The following is a 20632-nucleotide window of genomic DNA, read 5'->3' on the forward strand; positions in this document are numbered from 1 at the left end:
CGGACTGACCCGGGCCGACCGGCTTCCGCCCGTCCTAACCTGCATGGACACCCCAGCGTCGGCCACCCGTCCCCGCACGCGCCGACCCCTCCCTGATCACCGGAGGTGATCACCCGTGAACCGTCCCCCCATCCGTACCCTCGTCGGCGCACTGCTGCTGACCGGCCTCCTCGCGACCGGCGTCGCCGCCCCGGCCCACGCCGCCCCCACCCGGACCCCTCCCGCCCTCGCCTGGGCCGGGCCGGGCGCCCCACCGGCCGCCGCCGGGCGGACCGCGTCGGCGCAGACGGACGTGCTCAGCGTCCAGGGCGCCGGCCCGTACCTCGTCGGTGCCCGTCTCGACCAGTTGACGGCCGCCGGGCTCATCGACTGGACCGCGCCGGTCTGCGGCACCGTGGTCGACGCCGGTGCCACCGGCGAGTGGGCCGGCGTGATCCTGCTGACCTTCCAGAACGGACGGCTGGTCGCGATCGGCACGGCGACCGCCCCGCCGCGCTCCCCGGCCGGAGCCGCCGTGGGCATGTCGTTCGACCACCTCGAAACGATCTACGGCCCGCGCGGCGCCCTGATCGGCAACGACGCCGGCACCGCCACCGCCTACCTGGTCCGTCACGGCTCCCGGGTCGAGTTGTTCACCGGTCACCCGATCCGGCCGGGCGTCGGCTACTTCCAGGTCGGGCCGGCGTCGTTCGTCGAGCGCGCCTTCCGGCAGGGCCGGACCTGCTGACCCGCCGCCGGGCGGAGCCGGACCGCACCCCGACCGGTTCCGCCCGGTGGCACGCGGCCCCGGGGCGGTGCGCGCCGGGCCGTGGCACCGGGCGCAACCGCACCCGACGCCGCCGTCGACCCCGACGCCGCCGTCGACCCGTCACGCCGGTACCAGGCCGTCGACCAGGCGGGCCAGGCCGAACTCGAACCACTGCGTTAACTGCGGGTCCGGGTCGGCCGTCGGGTCCGGCCGGTTGGCGGCCAGCCAGCCCCGCCCCCGGGTCCGGCCGGTGCGGTCCAGCAGCGCGAAGGTGCCGCTCCACCAGGTACCCCAGGCCGCGCCGCCGGCCTCGCGCTCGGCCCGCTCGGTCACGGGCAGCAGCGCCATACCCTGCACGTAGCCGCTGAGCGCGAGGTAGCCGGCCAGGGCGTCCGGCAGGTCGTACCCGGCGTCGGTGAGCGCCGCCACGGTACCGTCGATCAGCGCCAGGACCCCCGGGCCGACCGGCGGCCGGGTGGTCGCGAGGACGGTCAACAGCCACGGGTGCCGCCGGTACAGCGACCACTCCGCACGGGCCGCCCGGTGGAGCCGTTCACGCGGCGTCCCCTGCTCCCCGCCGGGCGTCCGGCCGCTGTCGAGCACCTGCTCGGCCATCGCCCCGAGCAGGTCGTCCCGGTTGCGCACCCATCGGTAGACCGCGTCCGGGGTGAGCCCGGCGCGGTGCGCCACGGCGCGCACCGACACCGCGTCGAGCCCGTCGGCGTCGGCCAGCCGGACCGCGACGCGCACCAGGTCGTCCCGGGTGCCGACGCCGTCGCCGTCCCGGGCCCCGGCCGGTCGCCGCGACCGCACCGTCCGTCCCCGGTCCCGACGACGGCGGTACGCCCGCGCCTGGCAGCCACGCGAGCAGTACCGCCGGGGCCGCCCCTGGCCGGAGCCGGGCGGCAGCCCGTCACCACACTCCACGCACCGTGCCCCGGTCATCCGGCACCCCTTTTCGTCACCCCGCTCGCCGTGACGAAAGTACTCCCCCACCGCCGGCCGACCCTCCAGCATCGGAGGCGACAGTCACCGACCGAGGAGCGACCGTGCCCCCCTCCGCCGTCCGCGTCCGGCTCGCCGTACCCGCCGACATCGACACCCTCGTGCCCGCCTGCGTCGCCGCCTTCGCCGACGAGGTCGTCCTGTGCTGGGTGCTGCCCGACCCGGCGGAACGAGCCGCGCGCACCGCGCCGATGTTCCAGGGCCTCATGCACGCCGCCGTCCACGACGAGCAGATCACCGTCGCCGAACTCCCCGACGGCACCCTGGCCGGCGTGTCGATGTGGGTACGCCCGACCGCCACCCCCACCCCGCCGGCCCCGGCCACGCAGTCGGCGGCGGCCACGCCCCCGGACGACCCCGTCGCGCGGCGACTGGCGACGGTCACCGAGACGGTCACCGCCCACCGCCCCCGCGAACCCCACCTGTACCTCGCGTCGATGGGCGTCCGCCCTGACCAGCGCGGCCACGGCGTCGGCGGCGCGATGCTCGTCCACCGCCTCCGCGAAGCGGACGCCGACGGCCTGCCGACGTACCTCGAAGCCTCGACCGAGCGCAGCCGCCGGCTCTACCTGCGCCACGGCTTCCACGACCACGGCCAGCCGCTGGCCCTGCCCGACGGCGGTCCCGTCCTCCGGCCGATGTGGCGCCCCACCTCGGCCCCGCACCGCCCCGACACGACTCCGTAGCCGGCCGCCCCGTCCAGAGCGCGCAGGGCGGAAGACCTTGGAAGATTCCGGCCCCCACAGGGGCCGTTTCGCTCCAACGTCCCTTGAGGAGGAACCCAGGCGTATCGAATGTGAGCCGAATACCACTCGGGTAGATGACCCGGACTACTCGGCGTCACCCGCGACGGGCGTGACTACCGCAGTCCCGCGCCGCAGGACGCGGTGGCGCTGATCGCGTCGCGTACCTCTTCGACCAGCTCGCGCATGGCGGCCTCCGCGCCCCGGGCGTCGCCGGCCGCGACGCAGCTCGCCACCCGCTCGTGCAGGTCGAGGGCGACGGGCCGGGGTGGTCTCGGCATGAGGCCGTGCTCGGTGCGCCCGGCGAGCACCTCGGTGATCACGTCGGTCAGCGCGCTGAACATCTCGTTGTGGCACCCGTGCAGCAGCAGCGCGTGGAACTCGACGTCGACCTCCAGGAAGGCGTCGAGCTGGCCTGCCTCGCCGAGTTGGCGCATCCGGGCGGCCAGCGCGCCCAGCCGCTCCCGTTGGGCGGGGACGGCGTGCCGGGCGGCGCCGGCCGCCGCGAGCGGTTCGACCGCGACCCGCAGCTCGGTGAGGGTACGGAGCTGGTCGGCGCGTCCCGGCCCGTCCAGCCGCCAGCGGATCACCCGTGGATCGAGCACCCGCCACCGGCTGATCGGCTGCACCACCAGCCCGACCCGGCGGCGGGACTGGACCAGGCTCAGGGATTCGAGGATCCGCATGACCTCCCGCATCACGGTGCGGGAGACCCCGAAGCGCTGCTGCAACCGTTCCAGGGTGAGGGCCGTGCCGGGGGCGTGCTGCCCGCTGGTGATCTCCAGCCCGAGAGCGTCGATCACCTTGTCGTGCAACACCGGCGCCACGGAGCGTGCCGCGTCGCGTGTCGCCTCGCCCATCAAAGATCCCCGATCGCTCCGTCCTGCGGAGAGACTAGCGCGCACCTTCCGGGGACCGGCTCCCCCTGCTGACCAGCAAAAAGGTGTCACCAATGTGTTTACAAAGATATCACCTTTGTGTGAGCATCGTGATCACTGAAGCGGCGTCCCACCACCACGGGAGCGTGAAGTGAGCGTGTCGTACATCGTCCGGTCCACGAGGGCGTCGCGGGCACCGACCAGGTAGCCCCTCTCCGCGACGCCGGAGCCCCGACCGTCCTGACTGGTGGTACGCCCAGGCGGATGGTCTTCACCCGCAGCCGAAACCCCCACGACGGCCCGCCGTGGTCCGCACCCCCGGCGAGGTCCGACGGCCCTGACCAGTTCACGTCGCCGGCCTGTGCACAGGCCGGGCAGGGAGCACCGTCCTTTCCACACCACCACAGGTCGACGGACCGCGTCCCCGGGCGGCCCGACCCGACCACCCCGTCCTCTCGAAGGAAGAGCACATGTCCGTAGCGCAATCCCCCTCGTCGTCGACACGCCGGTCCCGCCGAGGAATGGCGGTCGGTGTCATCGCCGGCCTGACGGCCGCCTCCGGCATCCTCGCCGCCCCGGCGGCGCTCGCGGCCCCGGCCGCGACGCTCGGGCCGCAGGTCGTCACGACCAACCAGGCCCCGACCGGCCAGGCGGTCACCTTCCGGTACCAGGCCCCGGCCGGTGTGCAGTCGGTCCAGATCTACGGCGAGTGGTTCTTCTCGCAGGCCGAGAGCGTCACCTGCCAGGGGTGCGGCGACGCCCGGACCGGTGACCAGTGGCAGCCGAACGACATCGTGACCGACCCGTGGCAGACCCGGCCGATGACCAGGGGCGCGGACGGGGTGTGGACGTTCACCACCCCGCTGCCCTCCGGCACCTTCCGGTACGCCTTCGCACACGACTGCACCAGCCCGACCGCCTCCGGCTGCACCCTGCACCCGGACCCGGCCAACCCGCTGGAGGTGGTACCGCACGCCGGCGCCACCGGCGCCCAGCTCAGCCGGGTGTACGTGCCGAACAACAAGCGCTTCCCCACCTACGACAACAGCTACCAGGCCCCGTCGCCCGCCAACAGGACGGGCACCCTGGAGCAGCGCTGGTACGACTCGCCGCTGTCCACCAACCCGGTGGGCAAGCACGACGTCGTCGTCTACCTGCCGCACGGCTACGACCCGGAGCGCGCCACCCCGTACCCGACGCTGTACCTCAGCCACGGCGGCGGCGGCAACGCCACCGACTGGACCGTGGAGGGTGTGGCCCACCAGATCCTGGAGAACGCGATCCGGGACGGGGCGACCCAGCAGGCGGTCATCGTCTCCACGGACTTCAACGGCCTGCCCGACGGTAACCAGGGCTACGTGAACGAGCTGCGGGACAACGTCATCCCCTTCGTGGAGAAGAACTACAACGTCTCCACCCGGTCCGCCGACCGTGCCTTCGGTGGTCTCTCCGCCGGTGGGGCCCGCGCCCTGACCCTGCTCTACGACAACACCGACCTGGTCGGCTACCACGCCGCCTGGGGCGCGGCCGACACGACGGTGACCGCGACACCGGCGCAGATCGCACGGATGAAGGCGGTCAGCGGCGGCATCCACGTCGGCACCGGCCTCCAGGACTGGCTGATCAACATCGCCCCGAACTCCGTCCAGCGGACCGAGAACTGGCGGGCGGCCGGCGTCGACGTCACCGAGTACAACGTCGACGGCGTGCACGTCTGGGACATCTGGCGGCAGATGCTGAACGACTACCTGCGTACCGTCGCCTTCCGCACGACCACCACCAGCGTCGAGGCCGAGACCACCCGGGCCGGCAACTCGCACCGCTACCGCGTCACCGCGACCGCCGAGGTCACCTCGGTCACCACCAGCACCGTGGCGCCGACCGGCACGGTCGACTTCTACTCGGGCGACAGGCACCTCGGCTCCGCCAAGGTCGACAAGAAGGGCGTCGCCACCTTCAAGGGCAACGTCAGCGGGGACCTCACCGAGCCGGTGACCGCCCGCTACCAGGGCGACCGCCTCTACAACTCCTCGCAGAGCGCCGGCTGACCGCCGTCCTTCCGCGTCCGTGACCCGGGCTGCGGTGGCACCGTCGACAGGTGCCACCGCAGCCCGTCCGTCCGTCGCAGGCACCGGAGCAGCCGCCGGGTCGGACCACCGGCACCCGCGACGGGGTACGCCCGTATCGGCGGCGCTCGATTCCGGGTAGGTTGGGGCTGCCTCGGTGCGCGGCCACGGCGGCTTCGTCAGGTGGCCGCTCCCGCGTGGCGCGGAGCGGACAGGGGAGGCACCTCGGATGAAGATCGTTGCGTTGTCCTGCACGCAGAAGCGTCTCCCGTCGCTGACCGACGCGCTGCTCGACGCGGCGGTCAGCGGCGTACTCCGGGAGGTCGGTGACGCGCGGATCCAGCGGATCCGGCTGATCGACCACCGCATCGGGATGTGCGAGGGCGAGGACACCTGCCTCGATCCCGAGGTGGGCCGGTGCACGTTGGACGACGACTTCGAGCACGTCGTCGAGCTGGCCGACGGTGCGCAGGCGATGCTGCTCGCCATGCCGGTGTACGCGGGCAACGTACCCGCCGTGCTGAAGATCTTCCAGGAGCGCCTGAAGAGCTTCATGAACGCCCGGCACCGCCCGTTCGGCAACCTGCTGGTGGGGACGATCGTGCACTCGCGCACGATGCTGACCGAGCCCGCGCTGGGCGCGTTGTTCCCGTGGTACCTGCGCCTGAAGAACAGGAACGTGGCGTCGGCGTGCGTCACCCAGAACGGGCATCAGGACCTGACCCGTACCGCCGCGCCCGACCTGTGTGTGGCCGTGGGCCGGCAGCTCGGCATGTCGCTCGCCGCCGTACGGTCGCCGGCCGACGACCGTACGGCGCTGCCGGTGGTTCAGTCGCCGGTTCGTCCCCGGTGCGGTGACCCGGCCGCTTCCCCGTCCGGCGGGTGAGCGGATTCCGCGCGCCAGGTGCACCCGTCGCCCGCCTGCTCGCACGACACCGTGACGTCCGGTCCGACGTAGCGGGCGGCGATGGCGGTGTTGAGTTCCTGGCAGTACGGGCACGGTGACGAGAACGTCAGCACGACGCCGGCACGGGCGGCCCGTTTGCGGTACCGGAGGATGCCGCAGTCGGCGTTGCGCAGGACGGTGCCGGAGGGCTGGGAGGCACTGGTCACCGCCGAGTCGTACAGCAGGAGCTGACGCTGGAGCCGGGTCATGAAGTGCTCGGTGGCGGAGACCCCGGCGGGCCGTTGCGCTCGCAGCAGCGCCGCGGTGATGCGGGAGTTCGCCTGGATCCACTCGGTCAGACCCTCCTCGCCGTGCTCGCCCAGGATGAACTCCTCGGCGGCGGCCTGGGCCTCGAAGAACCGCTGACGCCACAGGTCGACCTTCTCGTCCGGGTCGAGGGGGGACGGGTCACCGGTCATGGTCCGCGTCCTTCCCGGCGGCGTCGTCCAGCTCGGCGAAGACCTCCTGGGCGACGCGCAGTCCGTTGTTGGCGACCGGCCAGCCCCCGTAGTAGGCGAGCTGGATGATGACCTCGACGATCTTCTCCCGCGACATCCCGAGGTGCAGGGCGGCGCCGATGTGGCCGCGCAGCTCCCAGTCGGTCCGGGCCAGCGCGACGGCGGTCAGCGCGACCAGTTCGCGCTCCTCGACGCTCAGGTGCGGGCGGGTCCAGATCTCACCGAACAGGTGGTCGACGGTGATCTGGAGGAACTCCGGGTAGGAACCCGGACGCGGTTCGCGGCCGAAGACCTGCTGGAACATGGCCTCGCCCCGCTCACGGCGGGCAGCCGGCTGGTCCATCGATCAACTCCTTCGGGTTGGCCGAACAGCCCGGTCACAGGATGATGCTGAGCTTCCCGTGCTCGTACAACGTCTCGTGGTCGAGCACCACGACCCGGCTGCGGACCCGGAACGACTCGCCCTCGACGACCAGCTCGACCCGGCACTTTCCGACGTAGGCGTCGGAGCGCCCGTGTCCGAACCGGTACACGACGAGGTTCGCCGCCACGTCGAGGTGGGTGCCCCGGTCGGTCAGGATCTCCACGTTGGTGATCATCCGGTTGGTCCGCGACCGGGGGTTCTCGCACCACACCTCGCCGTTGAGGAGTTGTTCGATCCGCTGACGGAGCCGGGCCGCGTCGTCGTCGATGAGCCCGAGCGCGTCGGCCGTCCCGCCCCGGACGTCGGTGGCCGGCACGGAGTAGCGGACGTCGTCGGTCAGCATCTCGTCGTACCACTCGCGCAGGCGCCACTCGTCGAGCAGCCGCGCCTCCCGGAAGAGGAACTGGCTCACCCGGTGCCACAACCGCACCTGGGCCGCCTCGTCGACCGTCAGCCCGGCGGTCATCGCGGCGCCCCGTGCGTCCCGGCCCCGTGCGTCCCGGCGCGGTGCGCGAGGTCGAGGTGACCGTCGTCGCCGTGCATCAGCCGGTCCCACTGCCGCCAGAACTCGCGGGCGGGAAGCTCGTCGGTGGTCTCCGGGACCTCCTTGTTCATGCCCCGGGACAGATCGGAGTAGCGGACCGTCCGGTTCAGGTACCCCCGCTGGCACGACTCGATGATCTCGATGTCGTCGGGGGTGGCGAAGCCGGCGGGGCCGAGGAACGTCAGGTAGTGGCTCTTGCGGAGTTCCCGGATGCCCGGATCCTCGTCCTTGGGGGCCAGGGCGACCGAGGTGATGGCCATCTGACCGGCACCGACCGGATCGATCTTGCGGATCGTGATCGCGATCGCGTCGATGATCATCAAGTTGGGAAAGATCAGCAGCGCCCGGTTGGTACCGGTGATCCGTTCGGCGCGCTCGGCGCCGAACCGGTCGACGAACCGGGCGGCGGTCGCCTCGATGCACGGCCGGAACTCGTCGCCGAACATGGGCGTCCAGTAGGCGAGCGGGCGGGCCGCCGCCGGTGGCAACTCGTTGGCCCCGTGCCCCAGTCCGAGGGCACGGCCGAAGCCGCCCCGTCTTCGTGGTGGCACCGACCCGAGCGACTCCATGTAGCTGACGTACCGCTTGTGCAGGGCCCGGAAGTGGTAGATGTCGACGCTGTTCTCCATCATGAGCTTCCAGTTGGCCCGGGCCCCGTGGAGTTGCGCGCCCTGGATCACCTCCATCCCGACCTCGGACTGGTCGTCGATCAGGTCGAGGTACTCCGTCGCGCCCGCCAGGTACTCGGTCAGGGTGCGCGGCTGCTCCGGATCGAAGGTGACGAAGACGAAACCCCGGTAGCTGTCGCTGCGGTGCCGCGCCAGGCCGAAGTCCGCCTTCCGGAAGCCGGGCCCGTACCCGTCCGGGATCGGGACCCCGACCAGGTCGCCCTGGTTGGAGAAGGTCCAGTCGTGGTACGGACAGCGGAACGACCTGGCCTGCCCGGCCGGCTGCGAGCAGATCAGCGCCCCCCGGTGCGGGCAGCTGTTCGCGAAGACCCGGATCACCCCGTCGGACCCGCGCGCCAGGACCACCGGGCGCCCGCCGACGTCGCGGGCCACGTAGGAGCCCGGCCCGGGTACCTCCGACTCGTGCCCGACGTACAGCCAGCAGCGGTCGAAGATCCTGGTCATCTCCTGTGCGGCCAGGTCCTCGTCGGTGTAGGCGCGGCGATCCACCCGGAACGAGAGGCGCTCCAGATCGTCGAGGACGATCGGATCGTCCACCGGCCGTTGCAGCTCGATCGTCACTGCTCCCCCTTTCGCTGTAGCGTCTCGACGGTGCTGACGACCAGCTCGGCCGTGCGCGCGGCGGAATCGCCGCACTCCGGCTGCGCGGCGCGCAGCCGGGCACGGTAGCCCCGGTCGGGATCGAGCAGGTCGGTGACCGCGTCGGCGACCGCCTGCATGGTGACGGCGGTCGGCTCCAGCGCCGTCCCGAAGCCCGCGCTCCCCACGAAGTACGCCTGGACGGGCTGGTCCACGGCCAGCGGGATCACCAGCATCGGTGTCGCCGCCCGGATCGACTCGGCCACGGAGTTGTACCCGCCGTGGGTGACGAAGACGTCGGCGCGTTCGAGCACCTCACGCTGCGGCAGGTACGGGGCGGTGAGCACGTCGGCGGGCAGCGCCAGCTCCTCGGCCAGCTCCCCCACCGCAGCGATCACCTGCGCACCGGTCGCCGCCGCCCCGGTGATCACCGTGCGGAGCAGGTCCGGCCGCCGGTAGAAGATCGTGCCGAAGGAGACGTAGACCAGCGGGCGGTCGGGGTCGATCCGGTCCAGGGCCGGGAAGGCGACCTCGTCGCCACGGGGCCCCGCCGCACCCGGCAACCCGACCAACCGCACCCCGTCGTCGGTGACCGCGTCGTCCCCGACGAGCGCGGGAATCGTCGGCATCAGATTGAGGATCGGCGACCGCGCCGAGTGCGTCCGGGTCGACCACAACACCCCGTGCCTGGTCAGATAGTCGCCGACCTGCTCGTCGTACGCCCAGCGGCCCCGCCGGTGCTCGCTCGGACAGACCCCGCCCAGGTTGGCCCAGATCATCCCGTACGGCACGCCGGACGCCTGCGCGCCGACCATGGCCGACGCCGTGACCGGCAGCGAGTCGACGAGCACGAAGTCGGGTGCCGTCGCCCGGATCACCTCGGCTGTCTGCTCCGCCACCGGCGACGACTCGAGCATCGGGCCGATCTTCGCCGGGTCGTCGCTCCACGGGGCCATCTCGACCTGCCCGATCGAGTGGACCTCCGCCTTGCCCAGGGCCTCCCGACGCTGCTCGTCGAGCACGCCACCATCCGCGGACAACAGCAGCAGCGCAACCTCACAGCCGGCATCCTGGAGCGCGTTGACCACCGGAACGTACGGGTTCAGGTGCCCGTGCTGAGTCGTGGTGAGGAGGGCGACGCGCATCAGATCTCCGATCCGTCAGAAGGAGGCGACCAAGCCGCCAGGCTTCCCCACCGACACTGGGGGCATATCGATCGACGCTACTCTGAACAACGTGTTCGACAGTCACACTCGGCAGTTTCGCCAAGCCTGCCGGGATGCTCGATGAATGTCAATGCCTCGCAACTTCGAAATTTGACCCACCGCCGGAAGTAAACGCCGAACATGCGCTCCGGCAAATCTGCCATTTAACCGTTTCGAACGAGTCTGGGCAGTTGGCGTGACCGGTCTGGTTTTCGACTGGTGGGCACCGGTCCGCAACGATGGCGGCGAGGCCGACCACGTCAATCGGGGACAACCGACTCACCACCACCACGATCCAGGGTTGCCCCACCCAACCACCCACAACGGTCATATCGCGCCACGGCGCCGGAGCGCGCCTCCCCTGCCAAGACCGAAGGGGCCGCATTCGTTGTTGTGGTGGCATCAGACGCGTTTGTAGGAACGATTTCCCGGTTCGCGCATGTCGCCTCGACGGCAGCCGGATTGACGAGAGGTTACATTTTCTCGGAGACTGGACGGATCAGGGGAATCTCATCGGCGGGCGAGCAGGACTAGCCCGAGTACAGCTCAGTGCCGGCAGGGATCAGCGCGGAGCAGCAGTCTGACTGCTCGCACAACCGCCTGACACCCCCACCCGGCATCCCCGGTGACGATCTCGCCGGGCCTCAACCCTCCGATGAGGCGAGCCATCCGCTGCACCGGGAAACCCGCATGCGGGGAAGAGGATCGACGCGCGCGGGCGACGTGGTGTGTCCGGTCGACACATTGCTTGCGAGCCGTATACCACTCAGGTATAAAAATACCTCGGCGGTATACCGCACACAGCGACACCGTCTCCGGCCCGTGACACGCCGTCCCGCCGGACGCACCACATAACCCTCCCAACGGATGACCATGGCGGTGTACGGATCACCCCCGCGTGCGCGGGGAAGCGGGACGGCGGCACCGCTGCGGCGACCGCGCGGGCCGCGCACCTGCCATTGGCGGACTCAGGGTAGCCGGTCATTCGTTGACCACCCGGTCGGTTGGATCAGTGCCGGCGGGCGACCGTGTTGACGAAGCCTCGCCAGGCCGTCTCGGTGAAGGTCAGCACCGGGCCACTGCGGTCCTTGCTGTCGCGTACCGAGACGGACTCGGGTGGTGTACCTCTGCGTGCTGTTGCACGAGGCGGCGGCCGACCTGCTGCGGCTGGCCGAGCCGGCTGCCGACCCGGCGGACCTGTTCCACCGGTTCGTCGGCTGGCACCGGACGCACCGGGCCGGGCGCTGACCCGGGCTCCGCCACGGCCCGGTACGGCCGTCAGGGGTGCCCGGGGCCGCGCCCGGCCCGGTCGTCGGTGTCGCTTCGTCGGTGTCGCTCAGTGCATGGCGGTCATCGCCGCCGCCTCCTTCTCGGCGCGCTCGTCACCACTGAGGGTGTGCAGCGGCTTCTCCTTGATGAAGAGCACCGCGACCAGGGCGAGGAACGCGATCGGCGCGCCGATGAGGAACAGTTCCGAGGTCGCCGTGGCGTACGCCTCCTGCACGATCGCCAGGATCGGCGCGGGCAGCGCGGAGAGGTCGGGCACCTCGGCGGTGCCGCCACCGGTCGCCCCGGCGGCCGGGCCGAGCTGCTCGGTCATCAGGCTGGTGACCCGGTTGGCCAGCACCGCGCCGAGGGCACTGACCCCGACCGCGCCACCCATGCTGCGGAAGAAGGTCAGCACGGAGGTGGCCGCGCCCAGCTCGTGGGCGGGGACGTCGTTCTGCGCGGCGAGGACCAGGTTCTGCATGAGCATGCCGACGCCGACGCCGAGCACCGCCATGTAGACCGAGAGCAGCGGTACGCCGGTGTCGGCGTCGATGGTGCTCAGCAGCAGCATCCCGGCGGTCATCACGGCAGCGCCGGCCACCAGGTACAGCTTCCACCGGCCGTACTTGGTGATGAGCTGTCCGGCGACGGTGGAGGAGACCAGCAGGCCGAGGATCATCGGCAGGCTCATCAGGCCGGCGACGGTCGGCGACTTGCCCAGCGAGGTCTGGAAGTACTGGGAGAGGAAGACCGTGCCGCCGAAGAGTGCGACGCCGACCAGGACGCTGGCCACCGTGGTCAGCGAGACGGTCCGGCTGCGGAAGATCTCCAGCGGAATGATCGGCTCGGCGACCCGGGACTCGACCCAGACCGCGAGGCCCAGCAGCACGAGGCCGCCGACGACCATCAGGGCGGTCCAGCCCGACGCCCAGGCGAACTTGTGCCCGGCCAGCGACGACCAGATCAGCAGGGTGGAGACACCGGAGCTGATGAGCAGCGCGCCGAGCCAGTCGATCCGGACCTTGCGGCGGACCACCGGCAGGTGCAGGGTGCGCTGCAACAGGATGATCGAGATGATGCTGAACGGCACCCCGATCAGGAAGCACCAGCGCCAGCCCAGCCAGGAGGTGTCCACCAGCACGCCACCGATCAGCGGGCCGGCGATGGTGCCGACGCCGAAGACGGCGCCGAAGACACCGGCGTAGCGGCCCAGTTCCCGGGGCGGGATCATGGCCGCCATCACGATCATCGCCAGGGCGGTCATGCCGCCCGCGCCGATGCCCTGGACGACCCGGCTGACCAGCAGGATCTCCACGTTCGGGGAGAGCCCGGCGATCAGCGAGCCGACCACGAACAGGCCGAGCGAGAGCTGGATGAGCAGCTTCTTGCTGTACAGGTCGGCCATCTTGCCCCAGAGCGGCACGGTGGCGGTCATGGCCAGCAACTCGCTGGTGACGATCCAGGTGTAGACGGTCTGGCTGCCGTTGAGGTCGGCGATGATGCGCGGCAGCGCATTCGCCACCACCGTCGAGGCGAGAATCGCCACGAACATGCCCACCATCAGGCCGGAGAGGGCCTGGAGGACCTCCCGGTGGGACATCCGGCCGGCGCCCACCTTGAGTGGGTCGGCGGGCTGGGCGGTTGCGGTCATGGACCTTCCTCACACGTGTGGTTCGGCTAGCCCCGGCGCGGTCGCGCCGGGGTGGTCGGGACGGGGATGGCGGGGGTGGAGAGGGTGGGGGCGGGCGGGGCGGCCCGGGGCGGTCAGCCGGGGACGGGCCGGTCCGGGGCGGTCGGGCAGGTGCGCGGGTCGGGCAGGCCGGCGGCGACGGCGGCGAAGGCCTCGTTGACCAGCTCGGCCAGGGACCGCTCCCCGCCGCTGGCCGCCCAACGGACCATCGCGGTCCGCAGCGCGGCACCGGTGACCGCCACGACCAGGACCGGGTAGACGTCGTCCGGCGGCAGGCCGGTGCGCGCCGCGAGCGCCGCCACCAGGGCCTGCTCGGTGGCCGCGTTGCCGGAGAGCAGGCGGGCCAGCAGCACCGGGTGCTGCATCACCACCCGCATCCGCAGCAGCCACAGCTCGGCCTCGCCCTGCACCTCGTCGACCACCTCCGCCAGGGCCAGCCGGAGCGCCTGCAACGCCGGCACCTGCGGGGGCACGGTGGCCAGCGCGCGCAGCACCCGTTCCCGGTCGCTCTCGCTGTCGCCGACCAGCGCCTCGTCCTTGGTGGAGAAGTAGTTGAAGAACGTCCGGGCGGAGACGTCGGCGGCGTCGCTGATCTCCTCGACGGTCACCTGGTCCAGCCCGCGCTCGGCGACCAGACGCAGGGCGGCGGCGGCCAGCGCGGCCCGGGTCTGCCGCTTCTTGCGGTCCCGCCGCCCCAACACCACCGCGTCTCCAGAGGTCACGCGAGCAATCTACGAGCAAACGTGCAGAGACTGCAAACTTGCCGAGTGTGATACGAGACTCCGCTGTCGACACGACGTCGTGCGACAGACAAACATGTGCGCTGGACAATAGTGTGTGGCACACACTATCGTGTGTCGCATGGTTAGCGACGACATCCTGCGGACCCACCTCCAGGAGCTGCGCCGGGGCACGGTGGTGGTGGCGAGCCTGATCGCCCTGCGCCGACCCGACTACGGGTACGCGTTGCTCCAGCGGCTCTCCACGCACGGGTTCCCGGTGGACGCGAACACCCTCTATCCCCTGCTGCGCCGGCTGGAGGAACAGGGCCTGCTGACCAGCGAGTGGAACACCGAGGAGAGCCGGCCGCGCAAGTTCTACCGGACCAGCGACCAGGGCGAGTCGGTGCTGCGCACCCTGCTCGACGACCTCGCCGCCGTCCAGACCGCCATGACCGGGTTGATTGAAGGAGTGGACCGATGAGTTCCCTGACCGACCGATACCTCGCCGCCACCCTGGGGTCGGTCCCGGCCCACCGCCGCGAGGAGATCGCCCCCGAGCTCCGTGCCTCGATCGAGGACGCGGTCGACGACCGGGTCGGCGCCGGACAGGACCAGTCCACCGCCGAGCGGGAGGTGCTCACCGACCTGGGCAACCCCCAACTGCTGGCCGCCCGCTACACCGGCCAGCGGCTCCAGCTCATCGGCCCCGCCTACTACCTGGCCTGGTGGAACCTGCTGCGGACCCTGCTGGCGTACGTGCCGGCCCTGGTCGGCACCGTCGTCGGCCTGGTGCACCTCGTCGACGGCGACGGCTTCGGCGCGATCGGGCCCGCCATCGGTACCGCCCTGAGCGTCGCCGTGCACGTCGCCTTCTGGGTCACCCTCGTCTTCGCGATCTGGGAGCGCACGGGCGACGCCCGGCACCTGCCCCGCTGGAGCCTCGACGACCTGCCCGAGGCCACCACCGAACGGCAGATCACCCTGAGCGACACCGTGGCCGCCGTCGTCGTCCTGCTCTTCACCGTCGGGGTGGCCTTCTTCCCCACGCAGCAACTGCGGTTCGGCGACGGTGAGCAGCTGGCCGTCGTCGACCCCGCCCTCTGGGGCTTCTGGCTCCCGGTCCTCCTCGCCGTCGTGGTCGCGATGATCGTGTTCGAGTTCGTGAAGTACCGGGTGGGCCACTGGACCTGGGGCATGGTCGTGGTCAACGCCGTCCTGGGGGTGGCCTTCGCGGTACCGGTGATCTGGCTGCTGCTCACCGAGCAGTTGCTCAACCCGGAGCTGGTGGCCCGGTTCGAGTGGCTGCGCGAGGGCGACAACCTGGGCACCGTCACCGTGATCGCCGTCGTCTCGATCGTCGTCATCACGATCTGGGACGTGGTCGACAGCGTGCTCAAGGCCCGCCGCTGGCCGAGGTGACCCGGGCGACTGATCCGCGCCGGCGGTCGGGGGAGCTTCCTCCCGACCGCCGGCGCGCACGGCTCGTACCGGCGCTGCGGACCTGGTCGCGGCAGGTGCGACGGGGGTGGCATCGTCTGGGTATGGACACCACGAGCCGGGAGCGGTGGCGTCGGCCCGGACCGACGCCCCAGCAGCGCCGCGCCGACCTCTGGATCGGGCTGGGGGTCACCGCCCTGGCCCTGGTCAGCCTCGCCCTGGCCCGCAGCGCGGGAATGTTCATCCTCGGCATGCCCCACTCGGTCGCGGAGCAGACCTTCTGGGCGGTCGCGGCCACCCTCCCGCTGGCCTGGCGGCGACGCTGGCCGGAGGCCGTCACCCTGGTGATCTCGGTGGCCTACATCCTCGGGCAGGCCCGGGCGGCCCCGGAGGGCCAGGTCACCTCCGGGGCCCTCTTCGCCGCGATCTACACCCTCGGCGCCTGGGGACGTAACCGGCGGCTGGCCCGCCGGCTGCGCCTCGGGGTCATCGGCAGCATGTTCGCCTGGCTGGCGTTCTACTACGCGGTGCACGGCTTCCAGGACGTGGGCCCGGACGCCTTCTCCCAGGCCGTCGGCCCGGTACCCCCGATCCTCGCGGTGGTCGTCAAGGGTGTCCTGATCAACGCCCTGTTCTTCGGCTTCGCGTACCTGTTCGGCGACACCGCCTGGGTGGCCGCCCGCCGCGACCAGGAGCTGCGGGAACAGGCCGAGGAGTTGCGCCGCTCCCAGGCGCAGGCGCGGGAACGCGCGGTCATCGGGGAACGGGTCCGCATCGCCCGGGAACTGCACGACGTGGTGGCCCACCACGTCTCCGTGATGGGCGTGCAGGCCGCCGCCTGCCGGCGGGTCTTCGACCGGAACCCGGACGCCGCCCGCACCGCCCTGTCCGCGATCGAGGAGACCGCCCGCACCGCCGTGGACGAACTGCGCCGGATGCTCGGCCTGCTGCGCGCCTCCGGCCCCGACCGGGACGACCGGCAACCCGGCGGAGCCGGCCTGGACCAGATCCCGGGCCTGGTCGACCGGGCCCGCGACGCCGGGCTCCAGGCCACCGCCGGGGTGTACGGCGACCCGGTGCCGCTGCCCGACTCGGTCTCCCAGGCGGCGTACCGGATCGTGCAGGAGGCCGTGACCAACACCCTCAAGCACGCGCGGGCTACCGTGCTCGACGTACGGATCCGCTACCTGGCACAGGAGGTGGAGGTCGACGTGACCGACAACGGGCAGGGCGGGGCGGTGCCGGACGACCGGGGACTGGGCCTGGTCGGGATGCGGGAGCGGGTCACCGCCCACGACGGGGCCCTGGAGGTCGGGCCACGCCTCGGTGGGGGCTGGCGGGTCCGGGCCCGCTTCCCGGTCCCCTCGACCGTGGCGGAGCAGCCGGCGTGACCGGAACCGACCCGGGTCCGGTACGGGTGCTCCTCGCCGACGACCACCACCTCGTCCGGACCGGCTTCCGGGTCATCCTGGAGGTGGAGCCGGACATCCAGGTGGTCGGCGAGGCCGCCGACGGGGAGCAGGCGGTCGCCCTGACCCGCGCCACCGCCCCGGACGTGGTGCTGATGGACGTGGAGATGCCCCGGATGGACGGGCTCACCGCCACCCGGGAGATCACCGGCGGCCTGACCGGGGCCGCCGCCCCGGCGGTGCTGATCCTCACCACCTTCGACCGCGACGACTACCTCTTCGCCGCGCTGCGCGCCGGGGCCAGCGGCTTCCTGCTCAAGAACGGCACCCCGGAGGCCCTCGTCGACGCCGTCCGGGTCCTCGCCCGGGGCGAAGGACTGCTCGCCCCGGAGCCGACCCGCCGGGTGATCGCCACCTTCGCCCGCTCCGGCGGCCCACCCGTCGGGGCCGGCACCGCAGCGAAGCTGGCGGACCTCACCCCCCGGGAACGGGAGGTGCTGGTCCTCGTCGCCCGGGGCGCCAGCAACGCGGAGATCGCCGCGACCCTCACCCTCGGTGAGGCCACGGTCAAGACCCACGTCAGCCGGATGCTCGCCAAGCTCGGCCTGCGGGACCGGGTCCAGGCGGTGATCTTCGCGTACGAGCAGGGTGTGATCCAACCGGGCGGATGACCGGGTCCGTCGCAAGGCGGACCCGGATGATCGTTCCCCGGTCCGAGGGAGTCCCACCATGATCGATCTAACCTGGGCTCCGTGACCTCAGTGCTCCGACTCGACGGCGTCGACCGCAGCTTCGGCGACCGTCAGGTACTCAGAGACGTGACCTTCGACGTGCACGGCGGCCGGATGACCGGTTTCGTCGGCGGCAACGGCGCCGGCAAGACCACCACCATGCGGATCATCCTCGGTGTCCTCGCCCCGGACCGGGGGGAGGTGAGCTGGCAGGGCGCCCCGCTGACCCGGGAGGGCCGGCACCGCTTCGGGTACCTGCCGGAGGAACGCGGCCTCTACCCGAAGATGACCGCCCGCGAGCAGGTGACGTACCTCGGCCGCCTGCACGGCCTCGACGCGGCCACCGCCCGGCGCAACACCGACGAGCTGCTGGCGCGGGTCGGGCTCGACGCCCGGGGCGACGACCTGCTGGAGACCCTGTCCCTGGGCAACCAGCAGCGCGCCCAGGTCGCCGCCGCGCTGGTGCACGACCCGGAGGTGCTGGTGCTCGACGAGCCCTTCTCCGGCCTCGACCCGACCGCCGTGGACACGCTGGTGTCGGTGCTGCGCGAACGGGCCGCCGCCGGGGTGCCGGTGCTCTTCTCCAGCCACCAGCTCGACGTGGTCGAACGGCTCTGCGACGACCTGGTGATCATCGCCGACGGGGCGATCCGGGCCGCCGGCACCCGCGAGGAACTGCGCGCGGCGTACGGCCAGCCCCGGTACACGCTGGTGGTCGACGGCGACGCGGGCTGGCTGCGGGACCAGCCCGGAGTGACCCTGGTCGACCTCGACGGGCCCCGGGCCGTCTTCGACCTCGACGCCGACGCCGACGACCAGCAGGTGCTGCGCGCCGCGCTGGCCCGGGGGCCGGTCCGTGCCTTCCACCCGGTCACGCCCACGATCGCCGAGATCTTCCGGGAGGTCACCCAGTGAACACCCGCCAGGCCACCATGCTCGTCGCCGCCCGGGAGATCCGGGTCAAGCTGCGCGACCGCACCTTCCTGATCAGTACGCTGATCTTCCTGCTCATCGCGGCCGGCGCCACCATCCTGCCCGGCCTGCTCTCCGGCGGCCCGGCCTCCGTGGCGGTCGGCGGCGACACCGGGCAGGCCGCCACGGTCCTCACCGAGGCGGGCCTGGACGTGCGGGTCGTGGCCGACGACGCCGCCGCCGAGCAGGCGGTCCGCGCCGGCGAGGTGGACGCCGCCGTGATCACCGGGCCGACCGTGCTCGCCCTCGACACCGCCCCCAACGAGGTGGTCGGCGCGCTCAGCGCGGCCCCGCCGGTGGTGCTGCTCGACCCCGACGCCGTCGACCCGTTCCTGGCGTTCGCGGTCCCGTTCATCTTCGCGTTCGTCTTCTTCATCACCAGCCAGACCTTCGGCCTGCAGATCGCGCAGAGCATCACCGAGGAGAAGCAGACCCGGATCGTCGAGATCCTGGCCGCCGCCGTGCCGATCCGCGCCCTGCTCGCCGGGAAGGTGGTCGCCGGCTGCCTGCTGGCGCTCGGGCAGATCGTCCTGATCGCCCTGGTCACCCTCGCCGGCCTCCAGTTCACCGGGAACGCCGAGGTGCTGTCGCTGGTCGGGCCGGCGATCGGCTGGTTCGTGCCGTTCTTCCTCCTCGGCTTCCTGCTGCTGGCCGCCATGTGGGCGGTGGCCGGCGCGGTGGTCAGCCGGCAGGAGGACATCGCCGCCTCGTCCACCCCGGTGCAGTTGGCGCTGATGCTGCCGTTCTTCGCGGTGATCTTCTTCAACGACAACGTCACCGTCCTGCGGGCGCTGTCGTACCTGCCGTTCTCGTCGCCGATGGCGATGCCGCTGCGCGCCTTCACCGGCGACATGGCCCTCTGGGAGGCGCTGCTGTCGCTGGTGCTGCTCGCGGTGACCGCGGTCGCCTTCGTCGCCGCCGGGGCCCGGATCTACCAGGGCTCGTTGCTGCGTACCGGCGGCCGGGTCGCGCTGGCCACCGCCTGGCGCTCCCGCGAGACCACCGGCTGACCGGGCCCGCCCCGGTCACCACACGGATGCGCCCACCGGGTCCTCCCGGTGGGCGCATCGTCGTTCGTCCCGCTCCCGGCGGGCCGGCGGGGTCAGCCGACGGCGGCCATCACCTCGTCGGAGACGTCGAAGTTGGCGTAGACGTTCTGCACGTCGTCGGAGTCCTCCAGCACGTCGATGAGCTTGAAGATCTTCCGCGCGCCCTCCTCGTCCAGCGGCACGTTGACGCTGGGGATCAGGGAGGACTCCGCCGACTCGTACTCGATCCCGGCGTCCTGCAGGGCGGTGCGGACGGCCACCAGGTCACCCGGCTCGGAGACCACCTCGAACGCCTCACCGAGGTCGTTGACCTCCTCGGCCCCGGCGTCGAGCACGGCCAGCATCACGTCGTCCTCGCTGGTCCCGGCCTTGGGCACGATCACCACGCCCTTGCGGGAGAACATGTACGACACCGAGCCGGCGTCGGCGAACGACCCACCGTTGCGGGTCAGCGCCGTGCGGACCTCGGTCGCCGCCCGGTTGCGGTTGTCGGTGAGGCACTCGATCAGCAGCGCGACGCCGTTCGGACCGTACCCCTCGTACATGATCGTCTGGTAGTCCGCGCCCCCGGCCTCCAGACCGGAACCCCGCTTGACGGCCCGGTCGATGTTGTCGTTGGGCACGGAGTTCTTCTTGGCCTTCTGGATGGCGTCGAAGAGGGTGGGGTTGCCGGCCGGGTCACCGCCGCCCGTCCGCGCGGCGACCTCGACGTTCTTGATGAGCTTGGCGAACATCTTGCCGCGCTTGGCGTCGATGACGGCCTTCTTGTGCTTGGTGGTCGCCCACTTGGAGTGGCCGGACATCTGCTACCTCCGTTGCTACCCGCCGTCTGCGTCGACCGCACCGCCCACGCCCGCTCCCGCCGGCGCACGTGGGGTGCCGGTCAGCCGTGTGGAACCGTCAGCCGTGGTGGAAGCCGTGGCGAGCAGAGCCCTGCCGAATCTCGGCAATCTTACCGGCGTCCGCCACACCGCCGTCAGGCACCGCGCACGACCGGCCAAAGCCGACCCACCGGGCGGCGGCCCGGACCCCCCGGACCAGGCCGCTCAGACAGCCCGCGCCGCGTCG

Annotated in this window: 21 protein-coding genes and 1 pseudogene; 11 read left to right on the plus strand and 11 right to left on the minus strand. The window is 71.8% G+C overall.

The window, feature by feature from the left end:
- Nucleotides 1-115: 115 nt before the first annotated feature.
- Nucleotides 116-727, plus strand: coding sequence for a hypothetical protein (locus tag ACQUFX_RS14725; RefSeq protein WP_428966590.1), 612 nt, complete (start codon nt 116-118; stop codon nt 725-727).
- Between the two features lie 141 nt (nt 728-868).
- Here the strand turns inward: ACQUFX_RS14725 and ACQUFX_RS14730 are convergent, their stop codons facing one another.
- On the minus strand, nt 869-1693 hold the full coding sequence (locus tag ACQUFX_RS14730; protein WP_428966591.1) for a TetR/AcrR family transcriptional regulator: 825 nt from the start codon (nt 1691-1693) through the stop codon (nt 869-871).
- A 104-nt stretch (nt 1694-1797) separates the two neighbouring features.
- On the opposite strand from ACQUFX_RS14730, the gene ACQUFX_RS14735 reads away from it, so the two are divergent.
- Nucleotides 1798-2439, plus strand: a complete 642-nt coding sequence (locus ACQUFX_RS14735; RefSeq protein ID WP_428966592.1) for a GNAT family N-acetyltransferase — start codon at nt 1798-1800, stop codon at nt 2437-2439.
- A gap of 173 nt (nt 2440-2612) precedes the next feature.
- On the opposite strand, the gene ACQUFX_RS14740 is transcribed toward ACQUFX_RS14735, so the two are convergent.
- A complete protein-coding gene (locus ACQUFX_RS14740; protein ID WP_428966593.1) occupies nt 2613-3356 on the minus strand; it encodes a FadR/GntR family transcriptional regulator in 744 nt (247 codons plus the stop codon).
- 488 nt (nt 3357-3844) lie between these two features.
- On the opposite strand from ACQUFX_RS14740, the gene ACQUFX_RS14745 reads away from it, so the two are divergent.
- Both ACQUFX_RS14745 and ACQUFX_RS14750 read left to right on the plus strand, forming a co-directional pair.
- Entirely contained in the window at nt 3845-5422 is a 1578-nt protein-coding gene (locus ACQUFX_RS14745; RefSeq protein WP_428966594.1) for an alpha/beta hydrolase-fold protein, read from the plus strand.
- 247 nt (nt 5423-5669) lie between these two features.
- A complete protein-coding gene (locus ACQUFX_RS14750) occupies nt 5670-6326 on the plus strand; it encodes a flavodoxin family protein (RefSeq protein ID WP_428966595.1) in 657 nt (218 codons plus the stop codon).
- On the opposite strand, the gene ACQUFX_RS14755 is transcribed toward ACQUFX_RS14750, so the two are convergent.
- From ACQUFX_RS14755 to ACQUFX_RS14780, 6 genes and pseudogenes are all read right to left on the minus strand, one after another.
- A complete protein-coding gene (locus tag ACQUFX_RS14755; RefSeq protein ID WP_428966596.1) occupies nt 6269-6805 on the minus strand; it encodes a hypothetical protein in 537 nt (178 codons plus the stop codon). The genes ACQUFX_RS14750 and ACQUFX_RS14755 overlap by 58 nt on opposite strands.
- Nucleotides 6795-7187, minus strand: a complete 393-nt coding sequence (locus ACQUFX_RS14760; RefSeq protein WP_428966597.1) for a carboxymuconolactone decarboxylase family protein — start codon at nt 7185-7187, stop codon at nt 6795-6797. Before ACQUFX_RS14760 ends, ACQUFX_RS14755 begins: the two co-directional genes overlap by 11 nt.
- A 34-nt stretch (nt 7188-7221) precedes the next feature.
- Nucleotides 7222-7734 (minus strand): aromatic-ring-hydroxylating dioxygenase subunit beta, encoded by a 513-nt coding sequence (locus ACQUFX_RS14765; RefSeq protein WP_428966598.1) that lies wholly within the window; start codon nt 7732-7734, stop codon nt 7222-7224.
- Nucleotides 7731-9062, minus strand: a complete 1332-nt coding sequence (locus ACQUFX_RS14770; protein ID WP_428966599.1) for an aromatic ring-hydroxylating oxygenase subunit alpha — start codon at nt 9060-9062, stop codon at nt 7731-7733. The genes ACQUFX_RS14765 and ACQUFX_RS14770 overlap by 4 nt, the downstream gene beginning before the upstream one ends.
- On the minus strand, nt 9059-10225 hold the full coding sequence (locus ACQUFX_RS14775) for a glycosyltransferase (RefSeq protein ID WP_428966600.1): 1167 nt from the start codon (nt 10223-10225) through the stop codon (nt 9059-9061). The genes ACQUFX_RS14770 and ACQUFX_RS14775 overlap by 4 nt, the downstream gene beginning before the upstream one ends.
- A 1069-nt stretch (nt 10226-11294) precedes the next feature.
- Nucleotides 11295-11372: pseudogene (locus ACQUFX_RS14780) on the minus strand (DUF397 domain-containing protein); the annotation flags it as partial.
- Nucleotides 11373-11401: 29 nt separating this feature from the next.
- Here ACQUFX_RS14780 and ACQUFX_RS14785 point away from each other — a divergent pair.
- Nucleotides 11402-11533 carry a hypothetical protein gene (locus ACQUFX_RS14785; RefSeq protein ID WP_428966601.1) on the plus strand — a complete coding sequence of 44 codons (132 nt, stop codon included), beginning with the start codon at nt 11402-11404 and terminating at the stop codon, nt 11531-11533.
- A gap of 88 nt (nt 11534-11621) precedes the next feature.
- Here ACQUFX_RS14785 and ACQUFX_RS14790 read toward each other — a convergent pair whose 3' ends face one another.
- Together ACQUFX_RS14790 and ACQUFX_RS14795 are read right to left on the minus strand one after the other, a co-directional pair.
- Entirely contained in the window at nt 11622-13205 is a 1584-nt protein-coding gene (locus ACQUFX_RS14790) for an MDR family MFS transporter (protein ID WP_428966602.1), read from the minus strand.
- A gap of 113 nt (nt 13206-13318) precedes the next feature.
- Nucleotides 13319-13966 (minus strand): acyl-CoA-like ligand-binding transcription factor, encoded by a 648-nt coding sequence (locus ACQUFX_RS14795; RefSeq protein WP_428966603.1) that lies wholly within the window; start codon nt 13964-13966, stop codon nt 13319-13321.
- Between the two features lie 139 nt (nt 13967-14105).
- Between ACQUFX_RS14795 and ACQUFX_RS14800 the strand changes: the two genes are divergently transcribed.
- The 6 genes from ACQUFX_RS14800 to ACQUFX_RS14825 all read left to right on the plus strand — a co-directional run bounded on the left by ACQUFX_RS14800 (nt 14106) and on the right by ACQUFX_RS14825 (nt 19525).
- The gene (locus tag ACQUFX_RS14800; protein WP_067364967.1) at nt 14106-14447 is read left to right on the plus strand and encodes a PadR family transcriptional regulator; all 342 of its coding nucleotides are present in this window, start codon (nt 14106-14108) and stop codon (nt 14445-14447) included.
- Entirely contained in the window at nt 14444-15385 is a 942-nt protein-coding gene (locus tag ACQUFX_RS14805; RefSeq protein ID WP_428966604.1) for a permease prefix domain 1-containing protein, read from the plus strand. Before ACQUFX_RS14800 ends, ACQUFX_RS14805 begins: the two co-directional genes overlap by 4 nt.
- A 122-nt stretch (nt 15386-15507) precedes the next feature.
- On the plus strand, nt 15508-16794 hold the full coding sequence (locus tag ACQUFX_RS14810; protein ID WP_428966605.1) for a sensor histidine kinase: 1287 nt from the start codon (nt 15508-15510) through the stop codon (nt 16792-16794).
- Nucleotides 16791-17483: a response regulator gene (locus ACQUFX_RS14815; protein WP_428966606.1), complete on the plus strand. Its 693-nt coding sequence runs from the start codon at nt 16791-16793 to the stop codon at nt 17481-17483. The genes ACQUFX_RS14810 and ACQUFX_RS14815 overlap by 4 nt, the downstream gene beginning before the upstream one ends.
- 81 nt (nt 17484-17564) lie before the next feature.
- Nucleotides 17565-18458 carry an ABC transporter ATP-binding protein gene (locus tag ACQUFX_RS14820; protein WP_428966607.1) on the plus strand — a complete coding sequence of 298 codons (894 nt, stop codon included), beginning with the start codon at nt 17565-17567 and terminating at the stop codon, nt 18456-18458.
- A complete protein-coding gene (locus ACQUFX_RS14825; RefSeq protein WP_428966608.1) occupies nt 18455-19525 on the plus strand; it encodes an ABC transporter permease in 1071 nt (356 codons plus the stop codon). Before ACQUFX_RS14820 ends, ACQUFX_RS14825 begins: the two co-directional genes overlap by 4 nt.
- Nucleotides 19526-19617: 92 nt before the next feature.
- Here ACQUFX_RS14825 and ACQUFX_RS14830 read toward each other — a convergent pair whose 3' ends face one another.
- On the minus strand, nt 19618-20367 hold the full coding sequence (locus ACQUFX_RS14830) for a YebC/PmpR family DNA-binding transcriptional regulator (protein WP_067364985.1): 750 nt from the start codon (nt 20365-20367) through the stop codon (nt 19618-19620).
- Nucleotides 20368-20632: the final 265 nt, after the last annotated feature.

This window comes from Micromonospora fluostatini, from assembly GCF_050410825.1.
Taxonomy (GTDB): domain Bacteria; phylum Actinomycetota; class Actinomycetes; order Mycobacteriales; family Micromonosporaceae; genus Micromonospora; species Micromonospora rosaria.